The 15888-nt window shown below is 35.6% G+C and carries 20 protein-coding genes; 10 read left to right on the top strand and 10 right to left on the bottom strand.

Annotated features, from left to right (window positions below; genetic code table 11):
- Positions 1 to 129: 129 nt before the first annotated feature.
- From HND50_21570 to HND50_21580, 3 genes are all read right to left on the bottom strand, one after another.
- A complete protein-coding gene (locus HND50_21570; GenBank protein NOG47843.1) occupies positions 130 to 744 on the bottom strand; it encodes a TetR family transcriptional regulator in 615 nt (204 codons plus the stop codon).
- Positions 745 to 788: 44 nt separating this feature from the next.
- Positions 789 to 1406, bottom strand: a complete 618-nt coding sequence (locus HND50_21575) for a TetR/AcrR family transcriptional regulator (protein NOG47844.1) — start codon at positions 1404 to 1406, stop codon at positions 789 to 791.
- Positions 1407 to 1535: 129 nt separating this feature from the next.
- Positions 1536 to 1928 carry a hypothetical protein gene (locus HND50_21580; protein ID NOG47845.1) on the bottom strand — a complete coding sequence of 131 codons (393 nt, stop codon included), beginning with the start codon at positions 1926 to 1928 and terminating at the stop codon, positions 1536 to 1538.
- 150 nt (positions 1929 to 2078) lie between these two features.
- Here HND50_21580 and HND50_21585 point away from each other — a divergent pair, with 150 nt between their 5' ends.
- The 10 genes from HND50_21585 (at position 2079) to HND50_21630 (ending at position 11504) form a co-directional block, all read left to right on the top strand.
- A complete protein-coding gene (locus HND50_21585; protein NOG47846.1) occupies positions 2079 to 2678 on the top strand; it encodes a TetR/AcrR family transcriptional regulator in 600 nt (199 codons plus the stop codon).
- A gap of 12 nt (positions 2679 to 2690) precedes the next feature.
- Positions 2691 to 3989 carry a TolC family protein gene (locus tag HND50_21590; GenBank protein NOG47847.1) on the top strand — a complete coding sequence of 433 codons (1299 nt, stop codon included), beginning with the start codon at positions 2691 to 2693 and terminating at the stop codon, positions 3987 to 3989.
- Between the two features lie 14 nt (positions 3990 to 4003).
- Entirely contained in the window at positions 4004 to 5077 is a 1074-nt protein-coding gene (locus HND50_21595; GenBank protein ID NOG47848.1) for an efflux RND transporter periplasmic adaptor subunit, read from the top strand.
- Between the two features lie 9 nt (positions 5078 to 5086).
- Complete coding sequence (locus HND50_21600) at positions 5087 to 5401, top strand: hypothetical protein (GenBank protein ID NOG47849.1); 315 nt, start codon at positions 5087 to 5089, stop codon at positions 5399 to 5401.
- Between the two features lie 7 nt (positions 5402 to 5408).
- Positions 5409 to 5849 carry a DUF1761 domain-containing protein gene (locus HND50_21605; protein NOG47850.1) on the top strand — a complete coding sequence of 147 codons (441 nt, stop codon included), beginning with the start codon at positions 5409 to 5411 and terminating at the stop codon, positions 5847 to 5849.
- Between the two features lie 14 nt (positions 5850 to 5863).
- Positions 5864 to 8944: an efflux RND transporter permease subunit gene (locus HND50_21610; protein ID NOG47851.1), complete on the top strand. Its 3081-nt coding sequence runs from the start codon at positions 5864 to 5866 to the stop codon at positions 8942 to 8944.
- 29 nt (positions 8945 to 8973) lie between these two features.
- Positions 8974 to 9717, top strand: coding sequence for an enoyl-CoA hydratase/isomerase family protein (locus tag HND50_21615; protein NOG47852.1), 744 nt, complete (start codon positions 8974 to 8976; stop codon positions 9715 to 9717).
- Positions 9677 to 10495 carry a DUF3108 domain-containing protein gene (locus HND50_21620; protein NOG47853.1) on the top strand — a complete coding sequence of 273 codons (819 nt, stop codon included), beginning with the start codon at positions 9677 to 9679 and terminating at the stop codon, positions 10493 to 10495. The genes HND50_21615 and HND50_21620 overlap by 41 nt, the downstream gene beginning before the upstream one ends.
- A 19-nt stretch (positions 10496 to 10514) precedes the next feature.
- Complete coding sequence (locus HND50_21625) at positions 10515 to 10952, top strand: winged helix-turn-helix transcriptional regulator (protein NOG47854.1); 438 nt, start codon at positions 10515 to 10517, stop codon at positions 10950 to 10952.
- 69 nt (positions 10953 to 11021) lie between these two features.
- The gene (locus HND50_21630) at positions 11022 to 11504 is read left to right on the top strand and encodes a PaaI family thioesterase (protein ID NOG47855.1); all 483 of its coding nucleotides are present in this window, start codon (positions 11022 to 11024) and stop codon (positions 11502 to 11504) included.
- A 61-nt stretch (positions 11505 to 11565) separates the two neighbouring features.
- Here the strand turns inward: HND50_21630 and ygiD are convergent, their stop codons facing one another.
- The 7 genes from ygiD to HND50_21665 form a co-directional block, all read right to left on the bottom strand.
- Entirely contained in the window at positions 11566 to 12399 is an 834-nt protein-coding gene (gene ygiD / locus HND50_21635) for a 4,5-DOPA dioxygenase extradiol (protein ID NOG47856.1), read from the bottom strand.
- A 29-nt stretch (positions 12400 to 12428) separates the two neighbouring features.
- Complete coding sequence (locus HND50_21640) at positions 12429 to 12878, bottom strand: MarR family transcriptional regulator (protein ID NOG47857.1); 450 nt, start codon at positions 12876 to 12878, stop codon at positions 12429 to 12431.
- Positions 12879 to 12889: 11 nt separating this feature from the next.
- Positions 12890 to 13546 carry an NAD(P)H-binding protein gene (locus tag HND50_21645; protein ID NOG47858.1) on the bottom strand — a complete coding sequence of 219 codons (657 nt, stop codon included), beginning with the start codon at positions 13544 to 13546 and terminating at the stop codon, positions 12890 to 12892.
- 1 nt (position 13547) lies between these two features.
- Positions 13548 to 13916 (bottom strand): DoxX family protein, encoded by a 369-nt coding sequence (locus tag HND50_21650; GenBank protein NOG47859.1) that lies wholly within the window; start codon positions 13914 to 13916, stop codon positions 13548 to 13550.
- Positions 13917 to 13955: 39 nt separating this feature from the next.
- Complete coding sequence (locus tag HND50_21655; protein NOG47860.1) at positions 13956 to 14576, bottom strand: AhpC/TSA family protein; 621 nt, start codon at positions 14574 to 14576, stop codon at positions 13956 to 13958.
- 235 nt (positions 14577 to 14811) lie between these two features.
- The gene (locus tag HND50_21660; GenBank protein NOG47861.1) at positions 14812 to 15333 is read right to left on the bottom strand and encodes a hypothetical protein; all 522 of its coding nucleotides are present in this window, start codon (positions 15331 to 15333) and stop codon (positions 14812 to 14814) included.
- Positions 15334 to 15550: 217 nt separating this feature from the next.
- A partial coding sequence (locus HND50_21665) for a hypothetical protein (protein NOG47862.1) occupies positions 15551 to 15888 on the bottom strand: 338 nt, incomplete at its 5' end.

Genomic DNA, 15888 nt, shown 5'->3' on the forward strand with positions numbered 1-15888 from the left:
CTTTTTTTATTGCGTCGCCCCAAAAGAGCAAGATGAAGCAGTTGGCCAGCTAGCAAAACAAAAACATATTTAATCCCTGTTTAGATCATATGTATAGCTACTTTTTTACAAATCATTTGTGATTACATTTTATTTGGTTTTATTTTTAATACCTTCAACAAATATATTAACAATGGTTTTAACATCGTTTTCTGTGATAGTCAAGATGCCATCAAAAATGTGATTCACAGTTCCCTGTAATGTTGAAATTGCTGCTAAAAATATTGATTCAGTTTCCATATCTTGCCGAATTTCATTTGAATCTTTTCCTTGATCAATAAGGCTTGAAAAAAAATTATGGATAGGGATCTCCATTTCTTTTTTTATTTGTTCGAGTTCGGTAACCACTTCCGGTGTATACTCCACTGCATAAAAAAGTCTTCCATAGCGCCGGGCATTTTCATCAACAAGAAGTTCAATAATTTTTGTAAGAAGCACAGATTTTAAGTTTTGTAACGGAGTCTGAGATATGCCGATTGTATTTTTCATAGATTCAATAAAATCATTCATTATTTGGCGATAAAGAGTGCAAAAAATCTCTTTTTTGTTTTTAAAATGCCAGTAAAAAGCCCCGCGCGTAACACCGGCCTCATTTGAAATATCTTCGAGACGGGTTGCATTAAATCCCTTATTACTGAAAACAATTAAAGCTGTGGCAAGTAAATCCTGCCTGGTTTTTTCAGCTTGTTCTTTTGTTGCACCCATAAGATTATTCTCTTATAATCAAAAACCACACGAGTGTATAATAATTATTCACGTGACTTTCTAATTCCAGAAAAGACTATTTCCAAAAGAGTGTCAACGGATTGATTTAAATTACCCGGGTTATTTCCCCTTATCCAATGAAGAATAAAACCATCAAATAAAACAATAAAAATGTCAGCGGTTATTTTTATATTAATACTCCGGAAAGAGCCAATATGTGTACCTTCATTGAGAAGGCTAATGATTGTTTTACGGAAGGGATCATAAAAACTTTCTAAGTTAATTAAAGGAGGATAACCATTATTCTTATTCTGTATCCCATTTGCCCAAAACTCGATTATAATTTCTTTATATTGAACTGATTGTTCCAGGAAAGATATTAGAGATGTCTTGAAGAGAAGAACTAATTTTTTTTCCGGTGAGATTCCATTACCCATAGCTTCTTTTATCAATTGTTCACTCTTGTGAAAGAGAAGATTAAAGGCATCATTTAAAATATCTTCTTTATTATTAAAATATTCATAAACGGTGCTTTTGCCTATTTTAGCTTTTTCGGCAATATCAATTATTTTCGTATTATAAAACCCTTTTTGAGCAAAGACCTTCATTGCCTCTTCAAGGATTTGTTCTTTTTTCTTTCTTTTGTCTACAATCTTAGGCATAATTTTATAGCTTTAACTTTTAGTCGTTTCTCAGATTATTATGTTGTTGATCAAATATTTTCAATTTCAGTGATATATTTATCCGAATTAAAGTATCTTTAATACCTACATCAGATTCTGTTGTAGGTATTATAAATCTGGAATATAAATAGTTTTGTTTCTACGAAAATCTATATTTCGAATCCAATATGTAGCAAGCACAAGAACTAATAAAGCGACACTTATTAGTATTGTTTCTGAATGAACTAAACGGGTTGTTATAGCAGCAAAACAATCAATACATAGAATCAGCAATCCAAGTATTCTGTATTTATATGTCAAAAATAAGGCAATGCCGATAAGTTCAATAAAGCCAATTGCTTTTATATAACTCCATAAACCCCAAGCTTTAAAGTTCATAACAATAGGTAAAGCATTGCCACCAAGTATTTTCTGGACAGCAATTATCCCGTAAAAAACAAATATTATCCAAAGTAGGGTTACGGTTAATTTATGGAATTGATTTTCTGTAGGTTTAAACATAAAGCACCCCCAAAGGTTTTGGTCGATGTGTATTAATACATACAGGCATTGCCTTTAATGATTTAAAGCTTGCTTTAATAAATTAAAACATATATTTTTTAAAACCTTTTACTGTATTGTTCGAATAGTTGAAATAATATAAAGGATTTTATGCCGGATACAAAGAAAAATCAGATTCTCCAGAGTGCGCGAAAGTGTTTTGCCAAAGTAGGACTTGCAAAAACAACTCTGGATGATATTGCTGTAAATCTTGGGATGAAGAAATCATCTTTGTATTACTATTATAAATCCAAGGAAGATATCCTGAGTGACTTTATCAATACAGAAAGCGAAAACCTAAAAGCGGTATTGGAAGAGGAAATGTCAAAAGCCGGGAATGCTAAAAATAAATTGAAAAGTTTTGTCAGCACACGTATACAATATTTTAATGAGCAAATAGACTTATATAATGTGCCTACACAGGTGATCCTGGAATTCAAGCCTATTTTAGAAGGGTGCTTTAATGAATTCCGTAAAAGTCAGCTTGATATTTTGGAAGAAATAATCAAGGAAGGTGTTGCGAAGAATGAGTTTATAGTTACGAGTCCGGTACAAACTGCCAATTTAATTCTTACAGTATTAGAAGCCGTAAAATTTCAAGAATTATTTTATGTGCAAAACATAGAAACAAAACCCGTAAATAAAATTACTGACACTAAACAAACAGAGAAGATTATTGATCTTATTATTAACGGAATTGCTAAACATTAAAAAAGAAAGCTTATGAGAAACATTTTAATTATTCTTATGATGCTGCTATTTCAAAATCTGAGTGCGCAGCAGACAATAAACCTAACCTTTGAGAAGGCAAAAGAACTGGCTATAAGTCAGAGCTTGATTGTCAAAATGGCCACAAAAGAGGCGGAATTTGCTGAAAGCCAGGTTGATGAAGCCTACTCAACCTTATACCCGCAAATAGAAGGTATTCTTAATTACACGCGTAATTTTAAAAACCCACTTATTATTTCAAGCGCATTTCCCCAACCCATAGAAATGGGAAAGAGACACTCTATGGTAGCGGGGATTTCAGTCAATCAAGCTATCTGGATTGGTGGTAAATTATTTACAGCACGAGATATTGCAGAGCTTGCCTTTGATGACGCCCAAAATGGGATTAAAGTCTCCAAGGAAAATTTAATAAATGATGTGACCAAAACATTTTATTCAGCTTTGTTAATGAAAGAAATCCTAAATGTAACAGAGGAAATGTTACTAAGCGCAAAGGAAAACTTCAAAAACATTAAAGCACTTAAAAAAGAAGGTATGGCTTCAGAGTTTGATTCTCTCCGGGTGAGTGTTTTTGTCGCCAATCTTGAAACAGAGGTTATTCAAAGTACAGGCAATTATAAAACTGTTGTTAATGCCTTAAAGTTTTTGCTTGAGATGGAGTTGAAGCAAAAAGTCGAAATCATCGGACAATTGGTTTTTATTCCGGTAGAACATGTTGAAAATGTTAATGAGGTGTTGAACAATAATCGTACAGAGTTGCAGCGGTTAAAAACAAAAAAAGAAATTTTAGTAAAACTAAAATCAATAGAACGCGCCAATCATTTTCCATCTGTTTTTGCAATGGGCAATCTTCAACGTGTGGCAAACTCAGATGATTTTATTCCAAAGGATAAGTCTCAATTTACCGTTTTAAATGCCGGGATTGGGATATCGATACCACTTTTTAATGGATTTCAGACATCCGTAAAAGTGCAGCAAGCACAAATCCAGATAGATATAATTGAGCAGGGAATCCAGTTATTTCTTTCTAAATCAAAAATGGAAATTGAAAATAGTTCTTTGAAATTGGAAGAAGCGTTAAAACGGATTGCGTCACAAAAACAGTCTGTGTCCATGGCAGAGAAAGCTGTGGAAATAGCAAAGGTACGTTTTAAAAACGGCTTGTCAACACAGGTGGAGTTAAACGATGCAGAGACCGCTTTAAAAAGAGTAAAACTTGCCCGGCTTGCAGCAATCTATGATTATATGATTGCAAAAACTGAATATAAAAAGTTATTAGGAATCGTGAATTAACAGGGGAAATATCGATGACGTCTAAAACAAAGGTAATTAGTGGAGCATTTTTAACTATTGCAGTGGTTGCTGCTATTTTAAGCTACCGCATTTATGAAAAAAGCAATCCTGTAGTTTATAAGACAAATGAAACACTACAACTTGAATTTGGGGTTCCGGTAAAGGTTGTTAAGCTTGAACGTGGAGAACTTGCATTGACTGAAAAATTCACAGGAACAGCAGAGGGCATTTCTGAGGCTGTTGTAGTTGCAGACCTGACGCAGAAAATAGCAAATGTGCTTGTTAAAATTGGGAAGACTGTTATAAAAGGTGAAGCGCTGGTTGAGTTACAGAAAAAGAGTATCAGCAATATGAGTTTGAAATATGAGCAGACAGTTATGGCCTATAATGATGCCAGGCTTGATCTGGAAAGAATGAAAAATCTTTATGATACGGGGGCGATTCCAAAACAAACATTGGAAAAAATTCAGTTAAAATATGATATGAGTAAATCAAATCTTGATGCTATAAATGATGCTGTTTTTATAAAGTCACCGATAAGCGGGACAGTTACAGAAATTTTTGTTAAGGAAGGCAATAATGTAAGAACGGGTATGCCTGTCACAAAGATTGTGCAGACAGACAGAATGCAAATAAAACTAAATGTAAACGAAACTGAAATCTCAAAAATAAATGTAGGCCAAAAGTGCATAATCAGCATGCATGGCGATGAAGCCGAATACGAAGGTTACGTTAATGAAGTGTCCCTTTCCGCTAACCCGATGACCCGCAACTTTGAAGTAAAGGTGATTGTGGATAACCCGAACAATAAGATCCGCTCTGGCATGTTTGTTTCAGCAAAAATTATTATCGATCAAAAAGTCGACGTGCTGATGTTGGAAAAAGAAGCGGTCATTAACCAGGATGGGGATCAATTTGTCTGGATTGTGTCTATCGATAGTTTACTAAGTAAGAAAAATATAATAACAGGTTTGTCGGATGAAAAATATGTAGAAATTATTAGTGGCTTAGAGCAATCACATATGATTGTTTTAGAAGGTTATAATAACATCCAAAAAGAAAACCAGAAAGCCAGCATTATAAATTAAGTGAGAAAAATGAACAAATTGCTTACAGGACTGATAGCCGGTTTGGCCTTTGGCATCATAGATATTTTGTTAATGATGCCATTGGATATGCCCAATAAAAATATTGCAATGGCCGGGGCATTCTTTAACCGCTTTGCAATTGGTTTTTTAATCCCAAATACAAATCTACCCTTTCCAATGTGGCTATCTGGTTTATTAATTGGCCTGTTATTAAGTCTTCCCGATGCAATTATTACAGGTGCCTATATTCCGATTTTATCTGTTGGTATTGTTGGGGGTGGAATAATTGGGTCGGTTCTTAACAAGTACTCAAGAATAGAGTGAGGTGACCATGGATTCTAAAAAAGTAGATTTAATTCCAGTGATCGTTGCTGTAATCCCTTATGTTTTATTAGGATATCCTTGGTTTTCCATGTTTCGGGATCTATGGTTTGAAGGCGGCGGCTTGACCGTTGAGCAGTTAGTTAGTGGGCCGGGATATATTCCTGCATTTTCAGTTGCAATCATTTCAAGTATAGTTATGGCTTATGTTCTTTCTTTCTTGATTATTAAAACTGGTAAACGAACTGCTATTCGTGGTTTTAAAATAAGTATTTTAATTTGGCTTGGATTTATCGCTCCTCTTTTAGGAACACAATATATATATGAAGCCAGGTCTTTAGCGTATTTTGGAATAACTGCTGGCTATCCATTGCTTGGGTTGCTAATTATGGGTGTAATAATTGGTGGATGGAAAAGTAAACAAAAGAAAAATGATTTGAAACCTGAATAGAAATAAGGAAATATATGAAAATAGTTGATGTAGCAGTTGAACGCCCGGTAATGATGACAATGGTAATTTTGAGTGCTGTTGTAATGGGATTGTTCTCTTTGACTGGATTGCCGGTTGATTTACTTCCTGAGATTGATTTTCCAATTGTTACAGTAAGGACGATCTACCCAGGTGGTGGACCTGAAGAAATTGAGACACAAATATCAGAGAAAATAGAGGATGCCGTAAGCTCTGTAAGCGGTATAAAAAACCTGAGGTCAATATCGATGGAAGCTGTTTCTGTTGTTGTTATTGAATTTGATCTTGGAATAGATGTTGATGTGGCGGCAGCGGACGTTAAAGATCAAATTGACCAAATAAAGTCAACGCTTCCTGATGATGCAAAAGACCCAACCGTTGTAAAAATAAACCTTAACGCCAAGCCTGTAATCACAATGGCTGTTTCCGGTGAACGCTCACTTGAGGAAGTGTATCAAATTGTTGATAAAACGATTAAGGATCAGTTAAATCGTGTTAATGGTGTTGCGTCCGTGGATATAATTGGCGCGAAGGAACGTGAAATCTTAGTCTCGGTTATCCCGGAAAAGCTTGACGCGTATAACATTTCAATCATGCAAGTTATTCAAGCCGTAGCCGGTGGCAATATTGAACTCCCCGGTGGTAAAATTAATAGCACACATAAAGAATTTACAGTTCGTTTATCCGGTGAATATCTCTCAATCGAAGAAATCAGCAATATAGAAATCCCGCTTATGGGGCGTCTACCGTTGCGGTTAAAGGATGTAGCCGAGGTTATTGATACATTTAAAGATCAACGGGAACTTGTACGTTTAAATGATCAAACGGGTGTCGGACTATCCATTTTAAAGAAAAGCAATGCTAATATTGTGGATGTGGCACATGGCTTAAAAGACCGGATCAAAGAACTTGAACAAGATTTGCCTGATGATATCAAAATGGAAGTGATGCTGGATAACTCTCTTTTTATTGAGGCGTCTATTCAAGACTTGATTGTCAATATGCTCATCGGGACGATTTTAACCGGGCTTCTTTTGTATATGTTTTTACATAGTTTTCGTGGTGTTATTATAGCCGGCGTTAGTATCCCTGTTTCAATTTTAGCGACTTTCAATTTAATCCGTTTTGCAGGATTTACTGTAAACTTTATGTCTTTGATGGCGCTGGCAATAAGTGTTGGAATATTGGTTAGTAATGCTATTGTTGTTCTGGAAAATATCCAGCGCCATATTGAGAAAGGCGATCTAAAAGATAATAAGACTGCCAGTAAAATTGGAACGACTGAAATTGGTATTGCTGTTATCGCATCCACACTAACAAATATTGTTGTGTTCACGCCTATTGCATTTATGGAAGGGATGGTTGGTCAGTTCTTTAAACAATTTGGCTTAACTGTTACCTTCGCCACAATTTTTTCACTTCTTACGGCATTTACACTGACCCCAATGCTTTCGGCGCGATTGTTAAAAAAAGCGGAACTCGGGGATTCAATTTTCGCGAAGTTTGCACATAGTTTTGAAAAGATGTATCAAAAATTTGCACAGCTCTACCGTCGTGGGGTGGAAATTACACTGCACCATAGAATAAGAACATTTATAATTATTAATGTTCTCTTTTTTGGAACATTGATTGCATTGGGGCCATATATGGGCTTTGGTTTTTTTGTTGAGGCTGATCAGGGACTTTTCACCATTAAGATAAAAATGCCACCGGGGTCAAATTTAGAACAAACAGATAAGGCTGTTTTAAAAATTGAGCAAATTCTGGCAAAACGAAAAGGTGAGATTGATAAAGTTTATACAACCTTAGGCAAAGCCACGGGCAGTGTTTTTGTAGGTAGTAACACGGGTGTGGATATTGCCGAATTGATTGTTGACATAGGTGATAGGGGCGACCGGGATAATTCTGTCAAAGAATTTTACGAATCCTTGCGTAGTGAACTCGCACTGGAGGTGCCATCAGCAGAAATCAATCTGCGGGCAATGAATCCGGCAGGAGGAGGGGATGCACCAATTCAACTACACATTACAGGAGAGGATTTGAAAACACTTGTACCTTTGGCGTTAAAAGCTGAGAATGCTTTTCGAAATACAGCAAGCCTGGTGGATATTACAAGTAGCTGGGAATCCGGGAAACCAGAGGTCAAAATAATACCACGCAGGGATGTGATTTCCGAGTATGGCCTTTCTGTTGCTCAGATGGCCCTTGCTTTACGCTATAGCATAGATGGCAATGTCGCGACTGAATACAAAGAGAGTGGCAATGAGTATGATATTCGTATCCGGTTAAGTGATGACCTTAAAAACAATATTGACCAGCTACGTAAAATGACCTTTTTGACACCCAAAGGAAAAGTGCCTATCACAGAACTTTGCGATATTGAAGAAAGCTCGGGGCCAACACAAATAAACCGGAAGAATAAAAATCGTCTTATAACACTTACGGCTGGGATTGGTTACGGTGCTTTGGGAAATGTGGTCGCTGATTTAAAAACGGAACTTGAAAAAATGGATTGGCCGACTGGGTATAACTACTTTTTTGCTGGCTTTGAAGAACGGCGCCAGGAGTCACAATCTGAAATTGGGAAAGCACTACTTCTTGCCATTATTTTAACATACATGCTTTTAGCTGCAGTGTTAGAGTCTTTTATTGAGCCTATCTTTATTATGATGACGGTGCCATTAGCCCTTGTGGGTGTTGTACTTTTTCTTGTTATGACTGACAATCCGGTGGACATTTTCTCTATGATGGCTGTGGTGATGCTTGTCGGAATTGTGGTTAACAATGCAATTCTTATCCTGGATTATATCCATCTACTACGGAAGCAAGGTATGGAACTCACAAAAGCCATTTTAGAAGCATGTCATTTAAGGCTGCGTCCCATTTTAATGTCAAACGCAGCGGTTGTTTTAGGTATGTTGCCATTAGCATTGGGCATTGGAAAAGGAGCAGAGATGCGCGCCCCAATGGCCATAGTTTCAATAGGAGGTATTGCATCTTCAACGGCCTTTACACTCTTTTTATTACCAATGTTGTATTATACTTTTAAACATTGGCAAGAGAAAAGAACCGCTTAAAAGTACATTCAACTTTATGGAGGTGTGCAATGAAAAATCAAATATCCTTTGTTTATGAAGACCAGGATTTTAAAAGTTACCTTGATGGCAATATTGGTATCATCAAACTAAAGTGCAACGCATATGAGATAGTTCGGGATTATTCTGAAAGTGAGTATTTATTTTCTATACTGGAGAATGTTATCACCAACCCGGAAATCTGCGCTCTCCTATTGTTTAATGACCCCGGCTGCTTGAACGAAGAAGAATATAATCAAAAAAAAGAAAAGGAACGGTCGGATAATATTGATAATTCCATAGTACGCTCCCGGCAGATAAATGTCCTGAATAATTTTATAAAACACATTATTGAATTAAACAAACCTGTTGTGTTTGGTTTAAGGGGAATAATATCAACGCCATTTTTTGGTGCAAGCCTTGCTGCAGATTTCAGGTTCGCTGATGAAAATATGTGTTTTCTATTATCTCATTTAAAACATGCCAAACATCCCAGCGGTGCATTACCGTTTTTTCTACCAAAATATGTCGGGCAAGGCAAAGCGACTGAGATTTTATTTACTTCGCAAAAAATAAATTCCAGTGAGGCCCTAACACTTTCACTCATTAATGAAATATTTTCCGAAGAAGATTTTGAAACAAGGTGTATTCTTGAAACAAAAAAACTTTCAGGAATAACTCCAAGTATTTTAAGGGCTACAAAAAGGTTGCTAATAGGATATGAAAAGGAGTTAAATGATTATTTTGAAAATGAGAGCAAGTTTATTCTTATTTAAAAACAAAAATTTTTCTTTTCACAATTTGAAAGCCACAAAACTTACATTTCTTTATTTTTACTTACCATTGGTTGGTCAGGAAAATCTTAACAATTTTTCATGGCAGATTGGCGAAGAACTTAGCTATAAAGTATCCTGGGGTTTTATTCCTGTGGGTACACTAAACTTATCTATTCTTGATACTATGCAGATTGATGTTCAAAAAACATATCATGTCCGCTTAAATATCGATTCTAACCCCTGGCTATTTTTTGTAAACATGCACAGCACCTTTGATGGATATTTATTGAATAATACTTTCCCAAGACGTCTGGTTGTGCAGGAAGAAATAGATGGTATGAATTATAAGAGCCGATACGACTTTGATTACACGAATAATATTATAAACAGCCATTATGAAAGTATTGAAGATACCTCTGTAAATATTGATACTGGAAAAGTTATGGATAAGAAATATCAAGATGGTATGTCGATTATTTATTATGCCCGCGCTAATTGCCATAAGAATAATCAGGAACAATTAAATCTTTTTTATGAGGCCAAAGAAGGTTTGCTGGATATAAATTTTACAGGGCAAGTTGACAGTATCGAAACCGACTTTTCTGAAACAAAGATACCTGCCTTTTACCTTAATGGTGAAGCCCATTTTAAAGCGATTGCAGGTTTTACGGGAAAATATGAAGGATGGTTTAGCAATGATAAACAACGCATACCCCTTGCTGCAAGAATGGAAGTATTTCTTGGAAGTGTTTATTTAGAATTGGAGAAGAAAAAATAACAAATCTGGGTAGGCAATTATGAAGATAAAGGAAAAACAACAACGACTGACAAACTCAATGGAAAAAATGCTTATCAAGATGAATGAGGTTACTAATGTTTGTCTGATTTCAAATGAAGGTCTTGATAAGCGCGACCTTTCCATAATTTGTTTTATTGCAAAGAACGGCGAAGTTATAATGCGTGAAATCGCTGATTTCCTCTCTATTCCAGTAAGTACTTTAACAAGTATTATCGATAAATTGGTTCAAAAAAAATATCTATACCGATTTAATCCATCAGACGACCGGCGTATCGTTAAAGTTAAATTGACTGATTCTGGAGTGACTTCCTATAAGGAGTTTAAATCATATAAAGAAAAATTAAGTGTCATGATGCTATCAGTTCTTCCAGAAAAAGAACAGGATCATTTGGTTGAGCTGTTAGAGAAAATTTCAAATCAAACATTCAACCTTTAAACTGAATTTTCGTTGTGATGTTAGATAAGCAATCTTTGGCAGCTTTTATTCAGAAACGGAAGTAAGAGAATGATAATACATGATAAAATTTCTGCTTTACTCCCATTGGAGTTACCTCTTTCTATTCGCTCATTTGTTTCCAACGGTGACAAAAACAGGATTGACATTCGTTATTTTTTCGACCCGAAAAACAAACATTTTTACGCAAAAGTAATTTTTGGAGATTTGGCGCAGGGCCCACCTGATCATGCACATGGTGGGGCAATTGCTTCAATTATTGATGAAGTAATGGGCGGATGTGCGTGGAGTAACAAATTATATGCAATGACGGCCAATTTAGATATAACCTATTTGAAAGCTATAAAACTAAATGAGGAAGTTTTTGTGGAAGCTTGGATTGAAAGCATTGATAATAAAAAAATGAAAGTTAATGCTATTATCCAAAAGCAAAATGGAGATATGTTAGTAAAAGCAAAAGGACTTTTTATTAGGCAATCGGTAGAAAAATTTAAAGCAATGGGTTTTATTCCAGATGAGCTGTTTCAAGAGTAGATTTGTTTTCTCAAGTAATCCTTTTTCCATGTTCTCTCCTTTTAGTTAAACTGCACTTATTCTATCCAATTTTCAGGCCACGCATTGAAAGGGTTCCATAGTGGAATTTTTCATAAAAATAAGAACTTTCTTCATCTTTTTCCTGAAGTGCAACAGTATAAATTAGTGGGAAATAATGGCTTGGTTCAGGTACGGCTAATTGAGCGGATTTTCCAATGTGTTGATAATTTATTAATCCTTGATGGTCTTTGTCATCTATAAATTTCTTTATAACGCTGTCAAATTCCAACGTCCAGTCTCGTGGTTTGGCATTTATATCATGAATATCTACAACTTGCAGGTTGTGGGTTATATTACCACTTCCGATTATAAGGACGCCTTTTTTTCTTAACGCTTTTAACTGTTTAGCCAATTCGTAATGATAGGACATCGGTTTATAATAATCGATACTCATTTGAAACAAAGGGATGTTGGCCTGTGGAAATAGACGCGTCATAACAGACCAATTTCCATGATCAAATCCCCATTCGGTGTCACTTTGCACATTAGTTGAAGATATTAATTCCTGTATTTCTCGTGCTGTCTCAGGAGAACCGTTTGCTTTATATTGCACTTCATACAACTCCTTAGGAAACCCATACATATCATAAATCATTTTAGGCTTAGGAGATATATTTACAAATGTGCCTCGAGTTGCCCAGTGCGCAGAAATACAAAGAATTGCTTTTGGATGCGGTAGGTCAACGCCTAATTTGTTTAATGTCCTTGTAAAATCATTCTCTTCAATAGCATTCATGGGGGAGCCATGCCCCACAAATAGGACAGGCATTTTTAGATCAGACCCAGGTAATTTATGGGCAGATTTCGTCCAATCCACTATATTTGGTTTTCTCATAATAATTGGTCACAGCAAGCAAACTGTTTTCATTGTCCCCTAATTTTGTCAAGCAACTTGTTAAATTGAATAGTTTCTTCTTGTGAGAGATTTGACAAAAGATTATCAACTTTTTTTTCGCACTCATCCAATTGGCCTAACAAGTTGAGCCCTTCACTGGTAATCCTGATATCTTTTCTTCGTCTATCGTTTAAATTTTCTTCCCGTTTAACGAGTGCCTTCTGAAACAACCTTTCAACTATCCGGCTCATATCAGAACTTTTATCAAGCATCCGCTCCTTTAAAAAGTCAATGGATTGGGGCTCTGATCCAAAGCCACGTAAGATTCTTAATACATTGTATTGTTGAGAGGTTAAACCATGTTTTTTTAAAAAGCTTACAAATAGGTTATTGATATAATTGCTTGTATAGATCAAGTTTATCACAGCTTTATGATAATCATTTCTAAAGCGACCCTTAATTTCATCTTCAATTTTCATAATAAACCTGACTATGCTTGAGAAATGGATGGGGTTGTTTGGAAATATTTTTCATCTTCCAGGATATCCAACATAAATTTTGCAACATCCGCCCGGCTGATACTCATTTTGAGTTTTTTATCACCATTGTGGCTTACAATAAGATTGTCGGTAATTTTTCCATTTGATAGACCAACCGGCCTTACTGAAGTCCAATTTAACCCGGAATCTTGTAAAAGCTTTTCTTGCTCCTCATGCCCTGTATAAGCAATACCCACTTTGGTTTTATTAATCAAAAAACGAAACAACCAGTTTACTTCATCATAACTATCTCCCACGCCCCATGCAGAAACAGTGATTATTCTCTTTACACCTTCTTCTTTTGATGCTTTTATGATATTCTTCATGCTTTCATTTAGCAGATTGGGAGGTGAAACAACTGCTGCCCAGGGAAGATCAGACTTACGGGCGATATTCAACGCGCATAGAACAGCCTCACACCCGGAAACAGTATTTTTAACATCTTCATATTTTAAAGGCGTACCAATGATTGTTGAAACATCTTCCGGTAATTTATCCCCTGATCCCTCACGAACAAGACAAGCGGGTGATATTTCCCTGTGAAGGGTCTGTTCAACTAAAAGCCGCCCTGTACGCCCGGAAGCGCCGATTATTGCAATCTTTTTCATTTTAACCTTTAAGTTTTGTTAATAATTCAGGATTACGAAGGAACCCAGCAACCCAGATAAGCACAAGGATCACGGCTTGGAAAATGAATGATTCCTGATGGGACATATGTACCATAATAGCGCCACCCATATGTGAGCTTAATAAAAGCAAACCGAGAATATTTGTTCTGGGTATAAGAAATAAGATAGCTGAAATGATTTCTCCAAATGCAATAATTATGCGCCAATCAGCAATCCCCCATTTTGAAAAATTTTCTGCCACTTCGGGCATCATAAATTTTCCTAGAGCGCTAAATAAAAATAAAGACACAAGTAGCCCTGAGATTATCCACCCAGTAAGTTTTCTCGCCTTTGATAGTTCTGTCATTATAATATCTCCCTTTTATGAATAGATCGTTAATTAAATCAGTTATTTTAAACTTTGTAGAATTTCCACCACGCTTGCCCTGTCTTTATAATCTGGATTGAAGTGAGCATACTCGATGATGCCCAACGTATTAATAATGTATGTTGCAGGGACGGGAAGTGTCTTTGAACCGTCCACATTTGTCTCTTTAATATCCATCCCAAATAAGTTGTATGAGAAAGCTTTTCCCTCAGTGACCTCAAAATCTACTTTATATGATTTCATTATTTCCAATTTCTTATCACTAATAATTGAAAAGGAAGCAGTTGTTTTTTCAATGGTTTCTTTTACATATTCTTCCTGCTCAGGAGTAATGGCTAGTACATTTGCCCCCTTATTTTCAATCATTTGTAAGGAGTCCTGTAATTGATTTAGGTAAGCGTTACAGTATGGGCACCAAAACCCACGGTAAAAGAAAAGTACCACTGGACCTTCCTGGATGAGAGTAGAAAGAATAATCTTGTCTCCATTCTGATCGATTCCTTCAAAATGCGGTGCAAGATCCCCAACCTGTAAACCTGTATTCTTAACATTATCATGTAGCATTATGAGAACAATTGGTATGGCTATTAAGATAAGGATTACTGCAATGATAGAAATGATGATTTTAGTTTTTTTTCTCATAATTTTTCCAATTTAATGTAATGATATCCCTAAACTAAGTTTCAACATTAGATGTTGCAACATTTATTTTTCTCATATTTGAAAACCATAGGCACTGCTTTTTAAGCCGGTGCTGGTATATTTACAGTTATTATTGGATTTAGCTTACAAAAAGCACAGCTGGTTTTGGTTAATTAACTAAAAAAAATATTTTCATTATCAAAACTATTTGTACCCTTGAGTGGGTACAGATAGTTTATTTGTTTGTGGAACCATATGTTTCAGTTCGATATTTTCGGATGGTTGTATGACTGCAGCCAATGACATTTGCTATTTCACGATTGGATAAATCCGGATATTTCTCAACATGGAATTTAACAAGATTCTCAAGCTTTCCATTTGCAGGGGTAATGGACATATTCTCATGTATAGACTTTTCCAGCCATCCAAACATGGACAACATTAGAGGTATAAGTATTCCAACAGTGATGGCAATGATTAAACCAAAGTTTCCATCAGGTTTCCAGTCCAGCATATACTTTACATTTAGTGCGACGCTAGTGGTTCCAGACATTATCAGAATAATTCTGGCGGGTAGGAGTTCAAAATATTGCATTGAAAAATAAATGCTTGTATCAATTGCTAAGACGAGTAGGATAGTTGTAATGACAGGAAAAATGAGTCCACCGTTATAGAGATTAAGTATTGAATAACAGTGCTCGAATGTGGCTACCAAAAATAGAATTGGTAATATTTTAAGCCAATACTTTTGGTTCATATTTTCTCCGATATTTCTAGTAAAAAAGATATGCGTTATGATTTTCACCAAATTTTCACCATTTTTTGTGTGAAATGAATTATTCAGTGTTTTATTTTGTGATATATTATGATGAAATTTGATTAGGTAAGTATATGAAAAATAAGAAGTTTAAGTTGTTTTTATTGAACTTAGCCTATCTGGTGCTAATAGGACTGAAAATCCGTGTGTCTCTAGCTCAAATAATCCTGTAGACTCCTTGCCGAACTTTTGATGCTTTCAAGAGATCACGATCCACCGTTTTGGAGTTCACTAAGATTTTCTTTTCTTCATAAAAAGCTATTACTTCTTTTCGTTTAAATTCCTTTCCCGTAAATTCTTCTTCCAGTAATTGCCATCTATCTTCTGCAGAATTTACTTTACGCGGTTTAATATTTATCAGATGATTCTTCAGAAAATCTACTTTCGTCTGAATAAATCGAAACGCTTCATCTACATCACTTATTCTTGCATGTGTACGCAAGTTTATGCTAGCGACGGCTTTAACATATTTTTGAGCAGAAACAGCCAACCGTG

It is taken from the genome of Calditrichota bacterium (assembly GCA_013112635.1).
GTDB lineage: Bacteria > Calditrichota > Calditrichia > Calditrichales > J004 > JABFGF01.

What these genes read in the sequence shown, in the direction of transcription:
- HND50_21585 (NOG47846.1), top strand. Translation starts at nt 2,079, where the DNA reads ATGCCGGATACAAAGAAAAATCAGATTCTCCAGAGTGCGCGAAAGTGT.
- HND50_21660 (NOG47861.1), bottom strand. Translation starts at nt 15,333, where the DNA reads ATGAACCAAAAGTATTGGCTTAAAATATTACCAATTCTATTTTTGGTA.
- HND50_21615 (NOG47852.1), top strand. Translation starts at nt 8,974, where the DNA reads ATGAAAAATCAAATATCCTTTGTTTATGAAGACCAGGATTTTAAAAGT.
- HND50_21630 (NOG47855.1), top strand. Translation starts at nt 11,022, where the DNA reads ATGATAATACATGATAAAATTTCTGCTTTACTCCCATTGGAGTTACCT.
- ygiD (NOG47856.1), bottom strand. Translation starts at nt 12,399, where the DNA reads ATGAGAAAACCAAATATAGTGGATTGGACGAAATCTGCCCATAAATTA.
- HND50_21605 (NOG47850.1), top strand. Translation starts at nt 5,409, where the DNA reads ATGGATTCTAAAAAAGTAGATTTAATTCCAGTGATCGTTGCTGTAATC.
- HND50_21610 (NOG47851.1), top strand. Translation starts at nt 5,864, where the DNA reads ATGAAAATAGTTGATGTAGCAGTTGAACGCCCGGTAATGATGACAATG.
- HND50_21600 (NOG47849.1), top strand. Translation starts at nt 5,087, where the DNA reads ATGAACAAATTGCTTACAGGACTGATAGCCGGTTTGGCCTTTGGCATC.
- HND50_21640 (NOG47857.1), bottom strand. Translation starts at nt 12,878, where the DNA reads ATGAAAATTGAAGATGAAATTAAGGGTCGCTTTAGAAATGATTATCAT.
- HND50_21580 (NOG47845.1), bottom strand. Translation starts at nt 1,928, where the DNA reads ATGTTTAAACCTACAGAAAATCAATTCCATAAATTAACCGTAACCCTA.
- HND50_21575 (NOG47844.1), bottom strand. Translation starts at nt 1,406, where the DNA reads ATGCCTAAGATTGTAGACAAAAGAAAGAAAAAAGAACAAATCCTTGAA.
- HND50_21645 (NOG47858.1), bottom strand. Translation starts at nt 13,546, where the DNA reads ATGAAAAAGATTGCAATAATCGGCGCTTCCGGGCGTACAGGGCGGCTT.
- HND50_21595 (NOG47848.1), top strand. Translation starts at nt 4,004, where the DNA reads ATGACGTCTAAAACAAAGGTAATTAGTGGAGCATTTTTAACTATTGCA.
- HND50_21570 (NOG47843.1), bottom strand. Translation starts at nt 744, where the DNA reads ATGGGTGCAACAAAAGAACAAGCTGAAAAAACCAGGCAGGATTTACTT.
- HND50_21655 (NOG47860.1), bottom strand. Translation starts at nt 14,576, where the DNA reads ATGAGAAAAAAAACTAAAATCATCATTTCTATCATTGCAGTAATCCTT.
- HND50_21620 (NOG47853.1), top strand. Translation starts at nt 9,677, where the DNA reads ATGATTATTTTGAAAATGAGAGCAAGTTTATTCTTATTTAAAAACAAA.
- HND50_21625 (NOG47854.1), top strand. Translation starts at nt 10,515, where the DNA reads ATGAAGATAAAGGAAAAACAACAACGACTGACAAACTCAATGGAAAAA.
- HND50_21590 (NOG47847.1), top strand. Translation starts at nt 2,691, where the DNA reads ATGAGAAACATTTTAATTATTCTTATGATGCTGCTATTTCAAAATCTG.